The organism is Flavobacterium sp. (assembly GCF_025352425.1).
Taxonomy (GTDB): domain Bacteria; phylum Bacteroidota; class Bacteroidia; order Flavobacteriales; family Flavobacteriaceae; genus Flavobacterium.
Genome location: NZ_JANXTI010000040.1, coordinates 1 through 16,118 on the forward strand (window position 1 = coordinate 1; position 16,118 = coordinate 16,118).

At 36.6% G+C, this 16,118-nt stretch carries 16 protein-coding genes and 1 pseudogene; 15 read left to right on the plus strand and 2 right to left on the minus strand.

The annotated features are described in order from the left end of the window. From Q0Q99_RS06075 to gldC, 3 genes and pseudogenes are all read left to right on the plus strand, one after another. Positions 1-123 (plus strand): annotated as a pseudogene (locus Q0Q99_RS06075) (IS982 family transposase); the annotation flags it as partial. 32 nt (positions 124-155) lie between these two features. After that, the gene (gene gldB, locus Q0Q99_RS06080) at positions 156-1,121 is read left to right on the plus strand and encodes a gliding motility lipoprotein GldB (RefSeq protein WP_293892964.1); all 966 of its coding nucleotides are present in this window, start codon (positions 156-158) and stop codon (positions 1,119-1,121) included. Further along, on the plus strand, positions 1,114-1,449 hold the full coding sequence (gene gldC / locus Q0Q99_RS06085) for a gliding motility protein GldC (protein ID WP_293892967.1): 336 nt from the start codon (positions 1,114-1,116) through the stop codon (positions 1,447-1,449). The genes gldB and gldC overlap by 8 nt, the downstream gene beginning before the upstream one ends. Before the next feature lie 3 nt (positions 1,450-1,452). Here gldC and yihA read toward each other — a convergent pair whose 3' ends face one another. Then, positions 1,453-2,073, minus strand: coding sequence for a ribosome biogenesis GTP-binding protein YihA/YsxC (gene yihA, locus Q0Q99_RS06090; RefSeq protein ID WP_293892970.1), 621 nt, complete (start codon positions 2,071-2,073; stop codon positions 1,453-1,455). Between the two features lie 40 nt (positions 2,074-2,113). Then, complete coding sequence (locus tag Q0Q99_RS06095; RefSeq protein WP_293892973.1) at positions 2,114-2,878, minus strand: alpha/beta hydrolase; 765 nt, start codon at positions 2,876-2,878, stop codon at positions 2,114-2,116. A 374-nt stretch (positions 2,879-3,252) separates the two neighbouring features. On the opposite strand from Q0Q99_RS06095, the gene mraZ reads away from it, so the two are divergent. From mraZ to ftsA, 12 genes are all read left to right on the plus strand, one after another. Next, positions 3,253-3,720, plus strand: coding sequence for a division/cell wall cluster transcriptional repressor MraZ (gene mraZ / locus Q0Q99_RS06100; RefSeq protein WP_293892976.1), 468 nt, complete (start codon positions 3,253-3,255; stop codon positions 3,718-3,720). Continuing rightward, positions 3,695-4,603 carry a 16S rRNA (cytosine(1402)-N(4))-methyltransferase RsmH gene (rsmH, locus tag Q0Q99_RS06105; RefSeq protein ID WP_293892979.1) on the plus strand — a complete coding sequence of 303 codons (909 nt, stop codon included), beginning with the start codon at positions 3,695-3,697 and terminating at the stop codon, positions 4,601-4,603. The genes mraZ and rsmH overlap by 26 nt, the downstream gene beginning before the upstream one ends. Positions 4,604-4,607: 4 nt before the next feature. Then, positions 4,608-4,955 carry an FtsL-like putative cell division protein gene (locus Q0Q99_RS06110; protein WP_293892982.1) on the plus strand — a complete coding sequence of 116 codons (348 nt, stop codon included), beginning with the start codon at positions 4,608-4,610 and terminating at the stop codon, positions 4,953-4,955. Then, positions 4,946-6,955, plus strand: coding sequence for a penicillin-binding protein (locus Q0Q99_RS06115; protein WP_293892985.1), 2,010 nt, complete (start codon positions 4,946-4,948; stop codon positions 6,953-6,955). Before Q0Q99_RS06110 ends, Q0Q99_RS06115 begins: the two co-directional genes overlap by 10 nt. Next, a complete protein-coding gene (locus Q0Q99_RS06120) occupies positions 6,952-8,415 on the plus strand; it encodes a UDP-N-acetylmuramoyl-L-alanyl-D-glutamate--2,6-diaminopimelate ligase (protein WP_293892988.1) in 1,464 nt (487 codons plus the stop codon). Before Q0Q99_RS06115 ends, Q0Q99_RS06120 begins: the two co-directional genes overlap by 4 nt. Positions 8,416-8,421: 6 nt before the next feature. After that, on the plus strand, positions 8,422-9,648 hold the full coding sequence (gene mraY / locus Q0Q99_RS06125; protein ID WP_293892991.1) for a phospho-N-acetylmuramoyl-pentapeptide-transferase: 1,227 nt from the start codon (positions 8,422-8,424) through the stop codon (positions 9,646-9,648). Further along, positions 9,648-10,982 (plus strand): UDP-N-acetylmuramoyl-L-alanine--D-glutamate ligase, encoded by a 1,335-nt coding sequence (gene murD / locus Q0Q99_RS06130; RefSeq protein WP_293892994.1) that lies wholly within the window; start codon positions 9,648-9,650, stop codon positions 10,980-10,982. The genes mraY and murD overlap by 1 nt, the downstream gene beginning before the upstream one ends. A 3-nt stretch (positions 10,983-10,985) precedes the next feature. After that, positions 10,986-12,272, plus strand: a complete 1,287-nt coding sequence (locus Q0Q99_RS06135; protein ID WP_293892997.1) for an FtsW/RodA/SpoVE family cell cycle protein — start codon at positions 10,986-10,988, stop codon at positions 12,270-12,272. Positions 12,273-12,277: 5 nt separating this feature from the next. After that, complete coding sequence (gene murG / locus Q0Q99_RS06140) at positions 12,278-13,369, plus strand: undecaprenyldiphospho-muramoylpentapeptide beta-N-acetylglucosaminyltransferase (RefSeq protein ID WP_293893000.1); 1,092 nt, start codon at positions 12,278-12,280, stop codon at positions 13,367-13,369. Next, on the plus strand, positions 13,370-14,710 hold the full coding sequence (murC, locus tag Q0Q99_RS06145; RefSeq protein ID WP_293893003.1) for a UDP-N-acetylmuramate--L-alanine ligase: 1,341 nt from the start codon (positions 13,370-13,372) through the stop codon (positions 14,708-14,710). Beyond that, positions 14,707-15,429, plus strand: a complete 723-nt coding sequence (locus tag Q0Q99_RS06150) for a cell division protein FtsQ (protein ID WP_293893006.1) — start codon at positions 14,707-14,709, stop codon at positions 15,427-15,429. Before murC ends, Q0Q99_RS06150 begins: the two co-directional genes overlap by 4 nt. 6 nt (positions 15,430-15,435) lie before the next feature. Further along, a partial coding sequence (gene ftsA / locus Q0Q99_RS06155) for a cell division protein FtsA (RefSeq protein ID WP_293893009.1) occupies positions 15,436-16,118 on the plus strand: 683 nt, incomplete at its 3' end.

Here is a 16,118-nt window from a genome sequence, read left to right on the forward strand (position 1 = left end):
AAATCTTTTGAAGGATTTAAAACAAGAATTTTAGCTAAAATAACAGCATTAACTTTGGTTCAATATATCAATAAATTCATATTTGATAGACCAATAAACAATATTAAAAATCAAATTATTTAATTACACCCAACGGGTTAGATATTATTTTATAAATGAGAAAATATATAGTAGCGCTTTTAGTTGTTGCAGCATTTACTTCCTGTGATAAAAAATCAAAAGTTGAAAAAGCAGTAGAAGAAATTCCGATGGAGCTTAAAGTATATCGCTTTGATAAAGCTTTTTTTGAAACACCACCAAATGAGTTAGCTAAACTAAAAGCAAAATATCCTTTTTTCTTTCCCGAAGGAGTATCAGATAGCGTTTGGGTCGAAAAAATGCAAAACCCTTTGTGGAGAGAATTATCTCAGGCAGTAGAAAAAAAATACTCTAATTTCGATAAACAAACTTCAGAGATTGAGGATTTGTTCAAGCACATAAAATATTATTTTCCAAATGCCACCATACCAAAAGTATATACTGTTATTGCCGATATGGATGATAACAGTAAAGCCATTTATGCTAATGATAAATTGATAATTGCATTGGAACTCTATCTTGGCAAAGACCACAAATTTTATGATAAAGCCAAATACATAAAACAAAATTTAGAGGAAAGACAAATGATGCCCGATATAGTAACGAGCTTTTCCTTAGGAAAAATTCCGCCGGAGCGAGAAAAAACCTTGCTTTCCGAGATGATATATTATGGAAAACAATTGTATTTAAAAGATGAGCTGTTGCCAAATTATAACGATGCCGAAAAAATTGGCTATCTGCCTGAACAAATTACTTGGTGTCAGGAAAATGAAAGCTACATTTGGCGTTATTTTATAGAAAAGGAATTATTATATAGCACGGATTCTAAATTGCCAAATCGTTTTATAAACCTCGCCCCTTTTTCTAAATTTTATTTAGAGATTGATAACGAATCTCCAGGAAGAGTAGGACAATGGATTGGGTGGCAAATTGTCCGCTCGTTCATGCAAAATAATGAAATTGCTATGCAGGAAATGCTTAAAATGGATGCCAAAGAAATATTTGAAAAATCAAAATACAAACCCAAAAAGACAGATGAGTAAAAACATCACTTCAGAAATAAAATTTCTAGTTGAATTAGATGAAAATCGGGTTCCCGAAAAACTAACTTGGTCAGCACTGGATGGCGGCGTTGAAAAGGAAGATGCGAAAGCTATAATGCTCTCTATCTGGAACAGTAAAATTCAGGAAACCCTTCGTATAGATTTGTGGACAAAAGACATGCCGGTTGACGAAATGAAACTATTTTTTCATCAAACATTGGTAGCTATGTCAGATACGTTTCAACGTGCTACCCAAGATGAAAAAATGGTCGAAACAATGAAGGATTTCTGTGATTATTTTGCCGAAAAACTAGAGTTGAAGAAATAGAAATTAAAACTGATTCAGGTCTTTAAAAACTTCAGTATTTATATCGTCAATATAATCCAAAACAGCTTCTCTGCCAGTAGTTTCTGTAGCTGATGTTACAAAATGTTGTGGCATTTCTTCCCAGTTGTTTGCCAAAAGTGCTTTTCTGTAAGCAGTAATATGGGAATCAATTTTGCCCTTGCTTATTTTATCTGCTTTAGTGAAAACGATGCAAAACGGCACTTCAATTTCACCCAGATAATTGATGAATTCCAAATCGATTTTTTGAGCTTCCAATCGAATATCAATTAGGACAAATGCACAAACTAACTGTGCTCTTTTTTCAAAATAATCGGTAATAAATTCTTGAAAAACTTCTTTTGTTCTTTTAGAAACACGGGCATAACCATAACCGGGTAAATCGACCAAAAACCAATTCGAATTGATTTTGAAATGATTTATTAATTGTGTTTTTCCGGGCTTCCCAGATGTCTTTGCCAAATTTTTATGATTGGTCAACATGTTGATTAAGGATGATTTTCCAACATTGGAGCGACCAATAAATGCATATTCCGGCAAACGTTCCAAAGGACATTTGCTGACATCAGAATTGCTGATTATAAATTCGGCTGTATTAATTTTCATGTTTATTTTTAAAATAAAAGTCCTATAAAGGACCTTTAGTTTATAAGTGTGCTTTTTTTAACCATTTGTGCAGCAAACGGTTAAATTCCTCGGGATGCTCCATCATTGCAGCGTGACCACATTTGTCAATCCAGTATAATTTAGAATTAGGCATTAGTTTTTTGAATTCTTCTGCAACTTCTGGCGGCGTAACCTGATCATTTTTCCCCCAGATAAGGCACGTTTTTATATGCATTTTTGGTAAATCCTTTGCCATATTATGACGAATGGCACTTTTGGCAATCGTTAATGTTTTAATGACTTTTATTCTGTCATTTACAACAGAGAAAACTTCGTCAACAATTTCTTTAGAGGCAATCGCAGGATCATAAAAAACAGCTTCCGCTTTTTTTCTAATATACTCGTAATCGCCACGTTTAGGGTAACTATCCCCCATAGCACTTTCATAAAGACCTGAACTTCCCGTAATTACAAGTCCCGCAACTTTTTCAGGATATACTTTTGCATGATACAAAGCAATGTGTCCGCCAAGAGAATTGCCCAATAGAATTACTCTGTCAAAACCTTTAAAATTGATAAAGTCTTTTACATACTTTGCAAAAGCTTTTACATTGGTTTTTAAAATATTTTGGGAATAGAGCGGTAACTCGGGTATGACAACTTTGTAACCTTTCGACGGAAAATAAGTAGCAACTCCATCAAAGTTACTCAGCCCGCCCATTAATCCATGTAAAACCACTATTGGCGTGCCTTCTCCAGCTTCAAAATAGGAATATCTACCTTCTTTTTTAAATTTTCCTTCCATATGATTTTTTGCATTATGCCTCGGGAACAAATATATGATTTTATAGATAAAGACCTATTTATATGCGGATTATTTACTGCTAAAACTTAGAATTCTCGTAACATTCTGGAAGGAAACAATGTATTAATTATTAACATTTAATAAAAATTAGATTCATATGATTAAGACAAAAAGCAGCACTATCAAATTTTAGATTGCTTCTGTTTTATGAGTACACGTTTCTTACCCGGGTTCTTAAAATTTAAACTAAAAAATTTGAAGCGTTTTTTCGTCAAAAAGTAATCAAAGTGGTAAAACTTATTAACAAAGTGGTATTTTGTGGTAATATGTGGTAAATATTTTTATATTTTTGCTCGTAACAGAACAAAACCAAATTGAACACCATAATAGGGACATACGAATGTAAAGTTGATGCGAAGGGAAGACTCATGATTCCTTCCGCCTTAAAGAAGCAACTCGCTCCTCAGGACGGCTTTGTCTTAAAGCGTTCTGTCTTCCAACCTTGTTTAGAGTTATATCCCATGACAGAGTGGAATTTGATGATGCAAAAAATCAACAAATTGAATCGCTTTGTAAAGAAAAATAACGACTTCATTCGTCGGTTTACCGCTGGCGTAAAAGTGGTAGAAGTTGACGACTTGGGCAGATTGTTAATTCCAAAAGATTTAGTTGGCTTTAGTAAAATCTCCAAAGACATAGTGTTGTCTTCTGCGGTAAATATCGTTGAGATTTGGGATAAAGATTTATATGAAAAGGCAATTGCGGGTGATGATGACGAATTTGCAAATTTGGCCGAAGACGTAATGGGGAATAGTAATGATGACAGCGATGGAATATCATAATCCGGTTTTGCTTAAAGAAACTGTTGACGGATTGAATATCAAACCTGATGGCGTTTATGTTGATGTGACTTTTGGTGGTGGCGGACATTCAAAAGAAATTTTGAACCGATTAGGCCCAAACGGAAAACTATTCGGATTTGACCAGGACGAAGATGCTTTTGCCAATGCTTTGCCAGATGAAAGATTTACACTAATACCGGAAAATTTCAGATACATCAAACGTTTTTTAAGGTTTCACGGTGTGAAAAGCGTAGATGGAATTTTGGCCGATTTAGGAGTTTCATCACATCAGTTTGACGTTCCGGAAAGAGGTTTTTCTACCCGCTTTGATGCCGATTTAGATATGAGAATGAGTAAAAAAAATGAATTGGATGCTTTCAAAGTGGTAAATGAATATGACGAAGCCAATTTAAAAAGGGTGTTTTTGGATTACGGAGAATTGAAAGTAGCTCCGGCCTTAGCCCGAACAATTATCGAGGCAAGAGAAAATAAAGCCATCAGTACTACAGATGAATTGAAAACCGTTTTGTCAAGGTTTTTACCTGAGCACTTCAAAAATAAAATTTTGGCTCAAATCTATCAGGCAATCCGAATTGAAGTGAATCAGGAAATGGATGTTTTAAAGGAGTTTTTGGAACAATCACTTGAAATATTGAAACCCGAAGGAAGATTAAGCGTGATTTCATACCATTCTTTGGAAGACAGATTGGTAAAACGTTTTATAAAAAACGGAATGTTTGAAGGTGAACCGGAACGAGATTTTTTCGGAAATTTTTCGGTTCCGTTTAAAAGCATCGAAAAGTTAATCGTTCCATCGGACGCAGAAATAAAAGAGAATAACAGGGCGAGAAGCGCAAAGCTAAGGGTAGCAGAAAAGAAATAAGAAAATGAAAAAAGGAGTTTACAGCATATTAAAAGCTCGGTTTTTAGTCAATGAAGATGCTACGAGAAACTGGCGTTTCATAGTATTCCTGTTTCTGTTAGCGCTTTTGATGATTGCCAATACACACCGATTTGAACAAAAGTGCTTTCGAATCACCGAACTTACAAATGAAGTAAAGGAATTGCGTTCTGAGTTTGTAGATAAACGCTCCGAATTAATGAAATTAAAAATGGAATCAACAGTTTCTGAAAAAATGGAAGAAAGACAAATTTTTCCATCGTCGGTTCCGCCACAAAAGATAAAAGTTAAAAAACCAGCAGAAAAAAGTTTCTTTCAAAAACTATGGCAATAGAAGATAAACATATCTCCTACCGAATTTATTTAGTTGCGTTTAGCATCTTCATAATGGCGGCACTAATTACTTTCTACTTGACCAGGATTCAATGGGTAGAAGGTCCAAGGCTGCGTGAATTGGCCCAAAAAGAAACGGTTAAAAGTTTTGTAATTCCCGCAAATAAAGGAAACATTTATTCTTCTGACGGAAGTTTACTGGCCACTTCAATTCCTAATTATAATATCCGATTCGATGCGGTAGCACCAAAAAGCGCATCTTTTGAAAGAAACGTAAAACCTTTGTCCGATTCATTGGCAAAAATGTTGGGCAAATCAAGTTCTTTTTTTTACACCCAATTAAGAATGGCGCGCGCCAACAAAAACAGATATTTATTAGTTGCACGTGATTTAAGTTATACTGAATACATCAAAATCAAAGGTTTTCCACTTTTCAATTTAGGCGCCAATAAAGGCGGAATGATTACTGAGCAGGAAACCGTTCGTGAACATCCGATTGGAAAGATTGCGGAAAGGACTATTGGGTATGATCGAATCGATGAAGGTGGAATACGTGTTGGAAAAGGAATAGAATGGTCTTTTAGAAAATACCTGAACGGAAAAGACGGTAAAGTTTTAAAACAAAAAATAGCAAAAGGACAATGGAAGCCTATTCGTGATGTGAACGAAGTGGATCCACAAGATGGTTACGACGTGATTTCGACCATTGATGTTTACATTCAGGATATCGCGCATCATGCCTTGTTGAAAGCTTTGACTGAATTTAAGGCGGAGCATGGTTGTGTTGTGGTAATGGAAACCAAAACCGGAAAAATAAAAGCCATCTCTAATCTTGGGAAGTTAAAAGAAACCGATTCAACCTATTTTGAAACTACAAATTATGCGATAGCAGAATCTCACGAACCGGGCTCGACCTTTAAGTTAGTGGACATGATTGCCTTACTTGATGACCATAAAATTGACACTAGCAAAGTATACGACAGCCATGGGGGTATAATTACATATGGTAAAGATAAAGTACGCGATTCCCACGAAGGCGGTTATGGAAGAATTTCCATCGCAAGAGGATTTGAAGTTTCTTCTAATACGGTAATGGTTCAGGCGGTCTATGAAAACTACAAAAATAATCCGCAACAATTTGTTGACAGAATTGACCGAATGGGATTGAACAAACCGTTAGGATTACCATTTCAGGGAGAAGGAAAACCAATCATCCCACAACCGGGAGAAAAAAGTTGGAATCCGATTGCCTTGCCATGGATGGCTTTTGGATATGGTGTTTCAGTAACTCCACTGCAAACACTGACGTTATATAATGCCATCGCCAATAATGGTGAAATGGTAAAGCCCCAATTTGTTTCCGAAATAAAAGAATGGAATAAAATCATAAAAAAATACGACAAACAAGTCATCAATCCGAAGATTTGTTCTGACGAAACCATTTCAAAGTTAAAAGCAGTTTTACAGAATGTGGTAAAAAAGGGAACTGGTGCTAAGTTGTATTCCAAAGATTTTTCGATGGCCGGTAAAACAGGAACCGCACAAGCCAATTATGGTCATAATGGCGGAAGCGAGAAGCATTATATTTCTTCTTTCGTTGGATTTTTTCCCGCTGAAAAACCTAAATATTCCTGCATAGTTGTCGTTCATAAACCAAATACTTCCGGAAATAATTATTACGGTGCCGATGTTGCCGGACCGGTTTTCAAGCGTATCGCACAAAAGATTTTTACAGATTCTCCATCAACAAATGAAATCAAAAACCTGAACAAAAAAATCACAAAACAGGAAGTGGCCTACGACGATTATAAAATTAAATCCAATTCTGAAATCAAAGTTATTCCAAACCTAAAAGGAATGAGCGGAATGGATGCCGTGGCTCTTTTAGAAAATTTAAAACTGAAAGTAAAAGTCATAGGAATTGGCAAAGTAAAAAAACAATCTATTCCTGCCGGAGAATCTTTAGATAAAAACAAAACAATCATACTGGAATTATCGTGATTATTTTAAAAGACATATTATATAAAGTAGCCATCGAAGCAGTAAAAGGTTCGACTGAAATGACTATAAACAAAATTGAATTCGACTCACGAAAAGTGGTAGAGAATGATGTTTTTGTAGCCATTCGCGGAACGGTTTCCAACGGTCATGATTTTATTGAAAAAGCGATAAATCTCGGCGCAATAGTAATTGTTTGCGATACATTTCCGGAAGTTATTGTTACCGGAGTTACCTATATTCAGGTGAAAGACACCAATACTGCGTTAGCGTTTTTAGCGGCGAATTATTATGGGAATCCATCACAAAATTTAAAATTGGTTGGGATAACAGGTACGAATGGTAAAACAACTATCGCGTCTTTATTGTACCAATTATTCCAAAAAGCAGGCTATAAAGTTGGCTTGTTATCAACCGTAAAAATTATGGTCGATGATAAGGAATATAAAGCCACACACACCACACCGGATTCGTTAACTATCAATTATTATTTGGCAGAAATGAGTGAAGTTGGTGTTGAATATTGTTTTATGGAAGTGAGTTCACACGGAATTCATCAAAAACGTACCGAAGCATTGCATTTTGACGGTGGCGTTTTTACGAATTTGTCGCACGACCATTTAGATTACCACCCAACTTTTGCGGAATACCGCGATGTAAAAAAATCATTTTTCGATCATTTGCCAAAATCAGCGTTTGCATTGACTAACATTGATGACAAGAACGGGTTGGTAATGATTCAGAATACAGCAGCACGAAAACTGACTTACGCTTTGAAATCGTACGCTGATTATAAAGCGCAGATTCTTGAAAATCAATTATCGGGATTGTTGTTGAAGATTAATGAAAGCGAAGTTTGGGTTCGGTTAATCGGAACGTTCAATGCCTACAATTTATTGGCAATCTATGGGACGGCGATCGAATTAGGATTGGATAAATTAGAAGCGTTGCGATTATTATCAGAATTGGAAAGTGTTTCCGGGCGTTTTCAGTTTATTGTTTCCAATTTCCAAATTACCACAATCGTGGATTATGCCCACACTCCGGATGCTTTGGAAAATGTCTTGAAAACCATCAATGATATTCGTTCCAATAACGAGCAACTAATAACAGTTATAGGTTGTGGAGGCGATAGAGACAAAACGAAGAGACCTATCATGGCAAACATTGCTTCAACTATGAGCAATAAAGTAATCATCACTTCTGACAACCCCAGAACCGAAGATCCAATTGACATTATTGCCGATATGGAAGAAGGAGTACAAGCTCAAAATCAAAGAAAAACATTATCCATTGTTGATAGAAAACAAGCTATTAAAACCGCTTGTCAGCTCGCAGGGCCAAATGATATTATCCTGATTGCCGGAAAAGGACATGAAACTTATCAGGAAATTAACGGTGTTCGCCATGATTTTGACGATATGGAAATTGTAAAGGAAATTTTAGAACAACTCAATAAATAAAAAGATATGCTATATTATTTATTTGAATACCTCGACAAAACCATGGATATTCCCGGAGCCGGAGTTTTCCAATACATTACATTCCGTTCGGCTTTAGCGTTAATACTTTCGTTAATGATTTCAACCATTTACGGAAAAAAAATCATCACTTTCCTGAGAAACCAACAAGTGGGTGAAACCGTTAGAGAACTCGGTCTTGACGGCCAAACCCAAAAAGCCGGAACGCCAACAATGGGTGGATTAATCATCATCATTGCTACCTTAATTCCGGTTTTGCTGTTAACCAAACTGAATAATATTTATATCATTCTTTTGATTGTAACCACACTTTGGATGGGAACTATCGGATTCATTGACGACTATATCAAAATTTTCAAAAAAGACAAACAAGGATTAAAAGGAATTTTCAAGGTAATTGGTCAAGTTGGATTAGGATTAATTGTAGGTTCTGTATTGTATTTTAATCCAACAGTTACTGTTAGAGAAAGATCGGCGACACCAATAAATTTCAATCAAACTGAAACGGTTGCTTCGCAAACACCATCTGAAATTAAATCTACTGTAACTACAATTCCGTTTACTAAAAACAACGAATTGGATTATGCGAAAATCATCGAATGGACAGGTGAAGGTTATGAAAACTGGGCATGGTTGGTATTTATTCCAATAGTGATTTTTATCATAACTGCCGTTTCAAACGGAGCCAATTTAACTGACGGAATCGATGGATTGGCGGCTGGAACTTCAGCAATTTCGGTACTCGCACTCGGAATTTTTGCCTTTGTTTCGGGTAACGTTATTTTATCAAGCTATCTGAACATCATGTACATTCCAAATTCAGGTGAAATGACAGTTTTTATTGCGGCTTTCGTTGGATCATTGATCGGATTTCTTTGGTACAATTCCTTTCCAGCAACAGTGTTTATGGGCGATACAGGAAGTTTGACTATAGGTGGAATTATTGCGGTTTTGGCTATTTCGGTTCGAAAAGAAATGCTGCTGCCGGTATTATGCGCCATCTTTTTCGCCGAAAATTTATCAGTAATCCTGCAGGTTTCTTATTTCAAGTACACCAAGAATCGATTTGGTGAAGGAAAACGAATTTTCCTCATGTCGCCATTGCACCATCATTATCAAAAGAAGGGATATCACGAAAGTAAAATTGTAACCCGTTTCTGGATTGTAGCAATTCTACTTGCCATAGTGTCTATTGTCACTTTAAAATTGAGATAATGCAACGATTGGTGATACTTGGCGGTGGAGAAAGTGGTGTTGGAACCGCCATTTTAGGAAAGAAACAAGGGTACGATGTTTTTGTTTCTGACTTTGGAAGAATAAAAGATAAATACCGGGAAGTTCTGAAACTGAATGCCATTAAATGGGAAGACGAATCCCATACCGAAAATCTGATTATGAATGCTGATGTGGTAATGAAAAGCCCGGGGATTCCGGAAAAAACGCCAATAGTGAAGAAGCTTTTGGAAAAAGGAATTCCTGTGATTTCTGAAATTGAATTTGCAATTCAGTTTACCAATGCCAAAACCATTGGAATCACAGGAAGCAACGGCAAAACGACTACGACAATGTTGGCTTATCATTTGCTGAAAGAAGGTGGACTGAACGTAGGATTGGGAGGAAATGTCGGAAAGAGTTTCGCATGGCAGGTAGCCGAAGAGAATTACGATTGTTATGTATTGGAATTGAGCAGTTTTCAATTAGACGGATGCATAAAATACAGACCGGACATAGCCATAATAACAAATATAAGTCCGGATCATTTGGACAGATACGAATATAAATATGAAAACTATATAGCGTCAAAATTTAGAATAACAATGAACCAAACCGAAAGCGATTATCTCATCTACGACGCAGATGATGAAGCAATTGAAGGATGGTTAAAAACAAACAAAACAAAAGCAAAACTAATTCCTTTTTCACTAACCAAAACCTTTGAAAACGGAGCATTTATAAAAAACGACACTATGGACATCATCATCAACAATGAGGAATTTGAAATGAAAACCGGAGAAGTTTCCTTAGAAGGAAAACACAACCTGAAAAATGCGATGGCAGCAACTTCTGTCGCGCAACTGATGAAAATCAGAAAACAAACAATTCGGGAAAGTTTATCCAATTTCCAAGGCGTAGAGCATCGTTTGGAAAGAGTGCTTAAAATTCATAATGTACAATACATCAACGACAGTAAAGCGACAAATGTGAATGCTACTTTCTTTGCCTTGGACAGCATGACCGCTCCAACAGTTTGGATTGTTGGTGGTGTGGATAAAGGAAATGACTACGCCGAAATAATGTCGTTGGTTCGCGAAAAGGTAAAAGCAATTATCTGCCTTGGTGTTGATAACAAAAAAATTATTGATGCTTTTGGGAATGTTGTTGATATGATGGTAGAGGTTGACAATATGCGCGATGCTGTAATAACTGCAAAACATATTGCAGAAAAAGGCGACGCGGTTTTGCTGTCACCGGCATGCGCAAGTTTTGATTTATTCCAAAATTATGAAGACAGAGGAAATCAATTTAAAGCAGCAGTTAAGAATTTATAGAAAATGAAAGAATTAGTGAGCAGTTTAAAAGGAGATAAAGTCATTTGGGCATTCGTTGCCTTATTGGCGCTGTTTTCCTTTATGCCTGTTTTTAGTGCGAGTAGTAATTTAGCTTACATGCGTCATGGTTCCGGGAATGCATTTACCTATTTGCTGAAGCATGCAGCACAAGTACTGGTTGGATTTTTCATTCTATACAAAGTCCATAAAGTTCCGTATCATTATTTCAAAACAATATCCAAAATCTTATTGCCTGTCGTTTGGATATTGCTGATTTATACTTTGCTTAAAGGAACCATCATCGATGGTGCCAATGCCAGCCGCTGGATACAGATTCCGTTTATTGGAATCACATTCCAGACTTCTACGCTAGCCTCGATTGTGTTGTACGTTTTTGTGGCAAGATATTTATCCAAAAAAAGAGAAACACCAATCACGTTCCAAAACTCCCTCTGGGAATTATGGACGCCCGTTTTTATTACGTTAATTTTTATCCTCCCCGCAAATTTATCCACAGCTGCCTTGATATTTTCAATGGTAATTATGTTGGTGTTTATTGGAAAATATCCGCTGAAATATATCGGAATAATACTCGGGGCAGGAATTATTGGATTAACATTTTTCATCTTGGTTGCCAAAGCTTTTCCGGATGCGTTCCCAAATCGTGTGGATACCTGGATTGCCCGTATTGACAATTTTACAAGCGACAAACCGGATGAAGATGATTACCAAATCGAAAAGGCAAAAATAGCGATTGCTTCAGGTGGGATTTATGGACTTGGTCCCGGGAAAAGCGTGCAGAAAAACTTCTTGCCACAGTCATCTTCCGATTTTATTTATGCCATTATCGTTGAAGAATACGGGATGATTGGAGGATTATGTGTTTTAGGATTGTATTTATTATTATTATTCCGATTTGTAGTAGCAGCACATAAAGCCAATTCGCTTTTCGGGAAACTCGTCGTCGTCGGTTTAGGTTTTCCCATAATTTTTCAGGCGATGACCAATATGGCTGTCGCCGTCGAATTATTACCGGTAACCGGACAAACTTTGCCACTTATTAGTAGCGGAGGAAGTTCTATTTGGATGACATGCATTGCACTCGGAATTATTTTAAGTGTCACTAAAAAAGAAGAAGAAATTGCCGAAGAGCAAGCCGAAAAACAAAAACGTGACGACGCTTTACAAAAATTAATTGACAAACAATTGCAAGAAGACGATACGGCAGAATTGGAAGATTTTTCAATTGTAGATAAGGCAAATCCGATGAGTGCTGTTTTAAATAAATAATAATAATGGGGAATTTGAAATTCATATTAAGTGGCGGTGGAACTGGTGGACATATCTACCCGGCTATTGCTATTGCCAATGAATTGAAATTGCGTTTTCCCGATGCCGAATTCCTATTTGTTGGAGCGAAAGACAAAATGGAAATGCAAAAAGTGCCGCAGGTAGGTTACAGAATAGAAGGGCTTTGGATTGCGGGCTTACAACGAAAACTGACGTTACAAAATGTGATGTTTCCAATTAAGGTGGCAAGCAGTTTGTGGAAATCAAGACAAATAATTAGAGAGTTCAAGCCCGATGTAGTAATTGGAACCGGCGGTTTTGCCAGCGGACCCTTATTGCAGGCGGCAAGTACACTGAATATTCCAACGCTTATCCAGGAGCAAAATTCCTATCCCGGAATTACCAACAAACTCTTGGGCAAAAGGGCCAAAGCAATTTGTGTGGCATATGAAAATTTAGAGCGGTTTTTTCCAAAAGACAAAATTGTTCTGACAGGGAATCCGGTTCGTCAGGATTTGTTGGAAATTGATTCTAAAAGAAAAGAAGCTATTAAGTATTTCAGTTTAGATTCCAATAAAAAGACACTTTTGGTTCTTGGCGGAAGTCTGGGCGCCCGAAGAATCAATCAATTGATAGAAAAGGAAATATATAATCTTGTTTCAAAAGATATTCAGATTATATGGCAATGTGGCAAATTGTATTATCACGATTATAACCATTTTTCTGATGGCCAGTTGGTGCAGGTGGTGTCATTTATTGACAGGATGGACTTGGTTTATGCCGCTGCCGATTTTGTGATTTCACGTGCCGGAGCATCATCAGTTTCGGAGTTGTGTTTGGTTGGAAAACCGGTAATTTTTATTCCATCACCAAATGTAGCCGAAGATCATCAAACCAAAAATGCGAAAGCAATAGTTGATAAAAACGGAGCCATTATGATTAAGGAAAGTGAATTGAATTTCACTTTTGAACCGATTTTTTCCAATTTAATTTTCGATAAAAATTTGCAAAATGAATTAAGCGAAAACATTAAAAAATTGGCCAAACCAAATGCCACAAAAGATATCGTTGAACAAATAGTTAAGTTGATAAAATAAGTGAATTTAAACCAAATACATAACGTCTACTTCATCGGAATTGGTGGCATCGGAATGAGTGCTTTGGCCCGTTATTTCCAAAACATTGGAAAGAATGTTTCGGGTTATGACAAAACACCGACCATGCTTACGGATGAATTGATGGCTGGCGGAATGTCAATTCATTTTGAAGACAATATCAGTTTGATTCCGGCTGATTATTATGTTGAAAACACTTTGGTTATTATCACGCCAGCTGTTCCAATTTCGCATTCGGAATGGAATTATTTTATCGAAAGAGAATATACAGTAAAAAAGCGAGCGGAAGTTTTGGGAATTATTACCAAAGATACGTTTTGTTTCGCCGTTGCCGGAACGCACGGAAAAACAACAACATCCAGCATTCTCGGGCACATACTTTATGAAAGTGGTGCCGATATTACAGCATTTATTGGCGGAATTGTAGAAAACTATCATTCCAATTTAATTGGAAACGGAAAAACAGTAACCGTTGTCGAAGCCGATGAATTCGACCGCTCCTTTCTGTATCTGCATCCGAATATTGCCTGTGTAACCTCGATGGATGCTGATCATTTGGATATTTATGGCGATAAGAACGCTATAGAAGAGTCCTTTAGGGAATTTGCCGATAAAGTAGAAGATAAAAAGAGTTTATTCGTGCCTAAAGGTTTGCCTCTGGAAGGATTAACCGTGGGCATTGACGAAGAAGCCACTTTCAAAGCTTTCAATGTCAGGATTGAAAATGGTTATTATGTTTTTGATGTACAAACGCCATCAGAAACAATTGAAAACATACAGTTCGGTTTACCCGGAAGACACAATTTAATGAATGCCTTAATGGCTTTAGCAATGGCAAAAACGTTTGGCACCCCGACCAATTCCATCGCTAAAGCCTTGGCTTCATTTAAAGGAATCCAACGCCGGTTTTCCTATCAGATTAAATCTGATAAATTGGTTTACATCGATGATTATGCACATCATCCAACAGAAATTAATGCGGTGCATCAAGCTGTTCGTGAATTGTATCCGAATGAAAAAGTGTTGGCGATTTTCCAGCCGCATTTATTCAGCAGAACTAAAGATTTTGCCGATAATTTTGCTACAAGTTTGTCGCAGTTTGATGAGATTCTCTTGTTAGATATTTATCCGGCGCGCGAATTACAGATGGAGGGAATTACATCCGCATGGCTCCTTTCAAAAATTGAAAATCAAAACAAAAAACTGATTTCAAAATCGGATTTAATTCCGGCAATTTTAGAAAGTAAAGCTAAAATAATTGTATCAATCGGAGCGGGAGATATTGGCGAATTAGTTCCTAACATTAAACAGGCATTATTATGAAAATCTTTAATTGGACAAACATCCGACTTGTACTAATGATTTCATTGGTAATCTTCCTGTATTCCTTCACTTCCTATAGAAATGAGCATCGAAAAATAAAGAAAACAGAGGTTGTATTTGTAGGCAAAAACACCCTTTTTCTTAAAGAAGAAATGGTTAATAAATTGTTAATAGAAAAAAATCAGTATTTAAAAACAATCAATAAAGTTGATTTAGATTTGAAGAAATTGGAACTGTCAATCAATAAGCAGCAGATGATCCAGAAAGCGGATGTTTTTGTCAGTGTTGATGGAGTTTTAAAAGCAGTAGTAAAACAAAAAACACCAGTTGGAAGAGTGTTCAATGAAACGGGTTCTTTTTATATTGATTATGAGGGAAATAGGATGCCATTATTGGAGAATTACACAGCCAGAGTGCCGCTATTATCGGGAAAAATTGCGGTAGTAAAAAAGAAAAAATTATCTGAAGTTTTAAGGATGATAAATGAAGATGAGTTTTTGAAAAAAAACATCATCGGTGTGCAGGTTTTGCCTAACGGTAGCTTGATTATGGCGAACAGGAATTATGATTTTCAAATCGATTTCGGACGGACTATTAACATCGAAAAGAAATTTAAGAATTATAAAGCATTTTTTCAGAAGGCAATTTCAGATAGCACTTTGAATAAATACAAAAGGATTAACCTGAAGTTTACTAAGCAAGTGGTTTGCATTAAATAGATGATTATGGAAAAAGAGAATATTGCAGTAGGTTTAGACATTGGAACAACCAAGATTGTTGCCATGATAGGCAAGAAGAATGAGTATGGAAAATTAGAAATTTTGGGTGTTGGAAAATCCAAAAGTCTTGGTGTAGCTCGCGGTGTTGTGAACAATATTACGCAAACCATCCAGTCTATCCAGCAGGCAGTTATAGAGGCAGAAGCAAATTCAGGATATAAAATAAACGATGTGGTTGTTGGTATAGCCGGACAACACATTCGAAGTATTCAGCACACAGATTATGTAATCAGAACAAACCCTGAAGAAGTAATCAGCGGAAGAGATATTCAGTTACTGATTGACCAGGTAAATAAACTAGCAATGCTTCCCGGAGAAGAAATTATTCACGTATTACCACAGGAATTTAAGATCGATGGCCAGTCAGAAATCAAGGAACCAATCGGAATGTACGGCGGAAGATTGGAAGCAAGTTTTCACGTTGTAGTTGGCCAGGCGTCATCTATCAGAAATGTTGGTAGATGTATCCAAAGTTCCGGAATCGAATTATCCGGATTGACATTGGAGCCATTGGCTTCGGCTGATGCTGTTTTGAGTCAGGAAGAAAAGGAAGCCGGAGTTGCCTTAATTGACATTGGTGGCGGAACAACAGATTTAGCCATTTTTAAAGATGGAATCATTCGTCATAC

Excerpts from the sequence above, each read along its gene's own strand:
- mraY (WP_293892991.1), top strand. The coding sequence starts at position 8,422 with ATGCTATATTATTTATTTGAATACCTCGACAAAACCATGGATATTCCC.
- rsmH (WP_293892979.1), top strand. The coding sequence starts at position 3,695 with ATGATGACAGCGATGGAATATCATAATCCGGTTTTGCTTAAAGAAACT.
- Q0Q99_RS06150 (WP_293893006.1), top strand. The coding sequence starts at position 14,707 with ATGAAAATCTTTAATTGGACAAACATCCGACTTGTACTAATGATTTCA.
- murG (WP_293893000.1), top strand. The coding sequence starts at position 12,278 with ATGGGGAATTTGAAATTCATATTAAGTGGCGGTGGAACTGGTGGACAT.
- murD (WP_293892994.1), top strand. The coding sequence starts at position 9,648 with ATGCAACGATTGGTGATACTTGGCGGTGGAGAAAGTGGTGTTGGAACC.
- Q0Q99_RS06110 (WP_293892982.1), top strand. The coding sequence starts at position 4,608 with ATGAAAAAAGGAGTTTACAGCATATTAAAAGCTCGGTTTTTAGTCAAT.
- gldC (WP_293892967.1), top strand. The coding sequence starts at position 1,114 with ATGAGTAAAAACATCACTTCAGAAATAAAATTTCTAGTTGAATTAGAT.
- gldB (WP_293892964.1), top strand. The coding sequence starts at position 156 with ATGAGAAAATATATAGTAGCGCTTTTAGTTGTTGCAGCATTTACTTCC.
- yihA (WP_293892970.1), bottom strand. The coding sequence starts at position 2,073 with ATGAAAATTAATACAGCCGAATTTATAATCAGCAATTCTGATGTCAGC.
- Q0Q99_RS06135 (WP_293892997.1), top strand. The coding sequence starts at position 10,986 with ATGAAAGAATTAGTGAGCAGTTTAAAAGGAGATAAAGTCATTTGGGCA.
- Q0Q99_RS06095 (WP_293892973.1), bottom strand. The coding sequence starts at position 2,878 with ATGGAAGGAAAATTTAAAAAAGAAGGTAGATATTCCTATTTTGAAGCT.
- Q0Q99_RS06115 (WP_293892985.1), top strand. The coding sequence starts at position 4,946 with ATGGCAATAGAAGATAAACATATCTCCTACCGAATTTATTTAGTTGCG.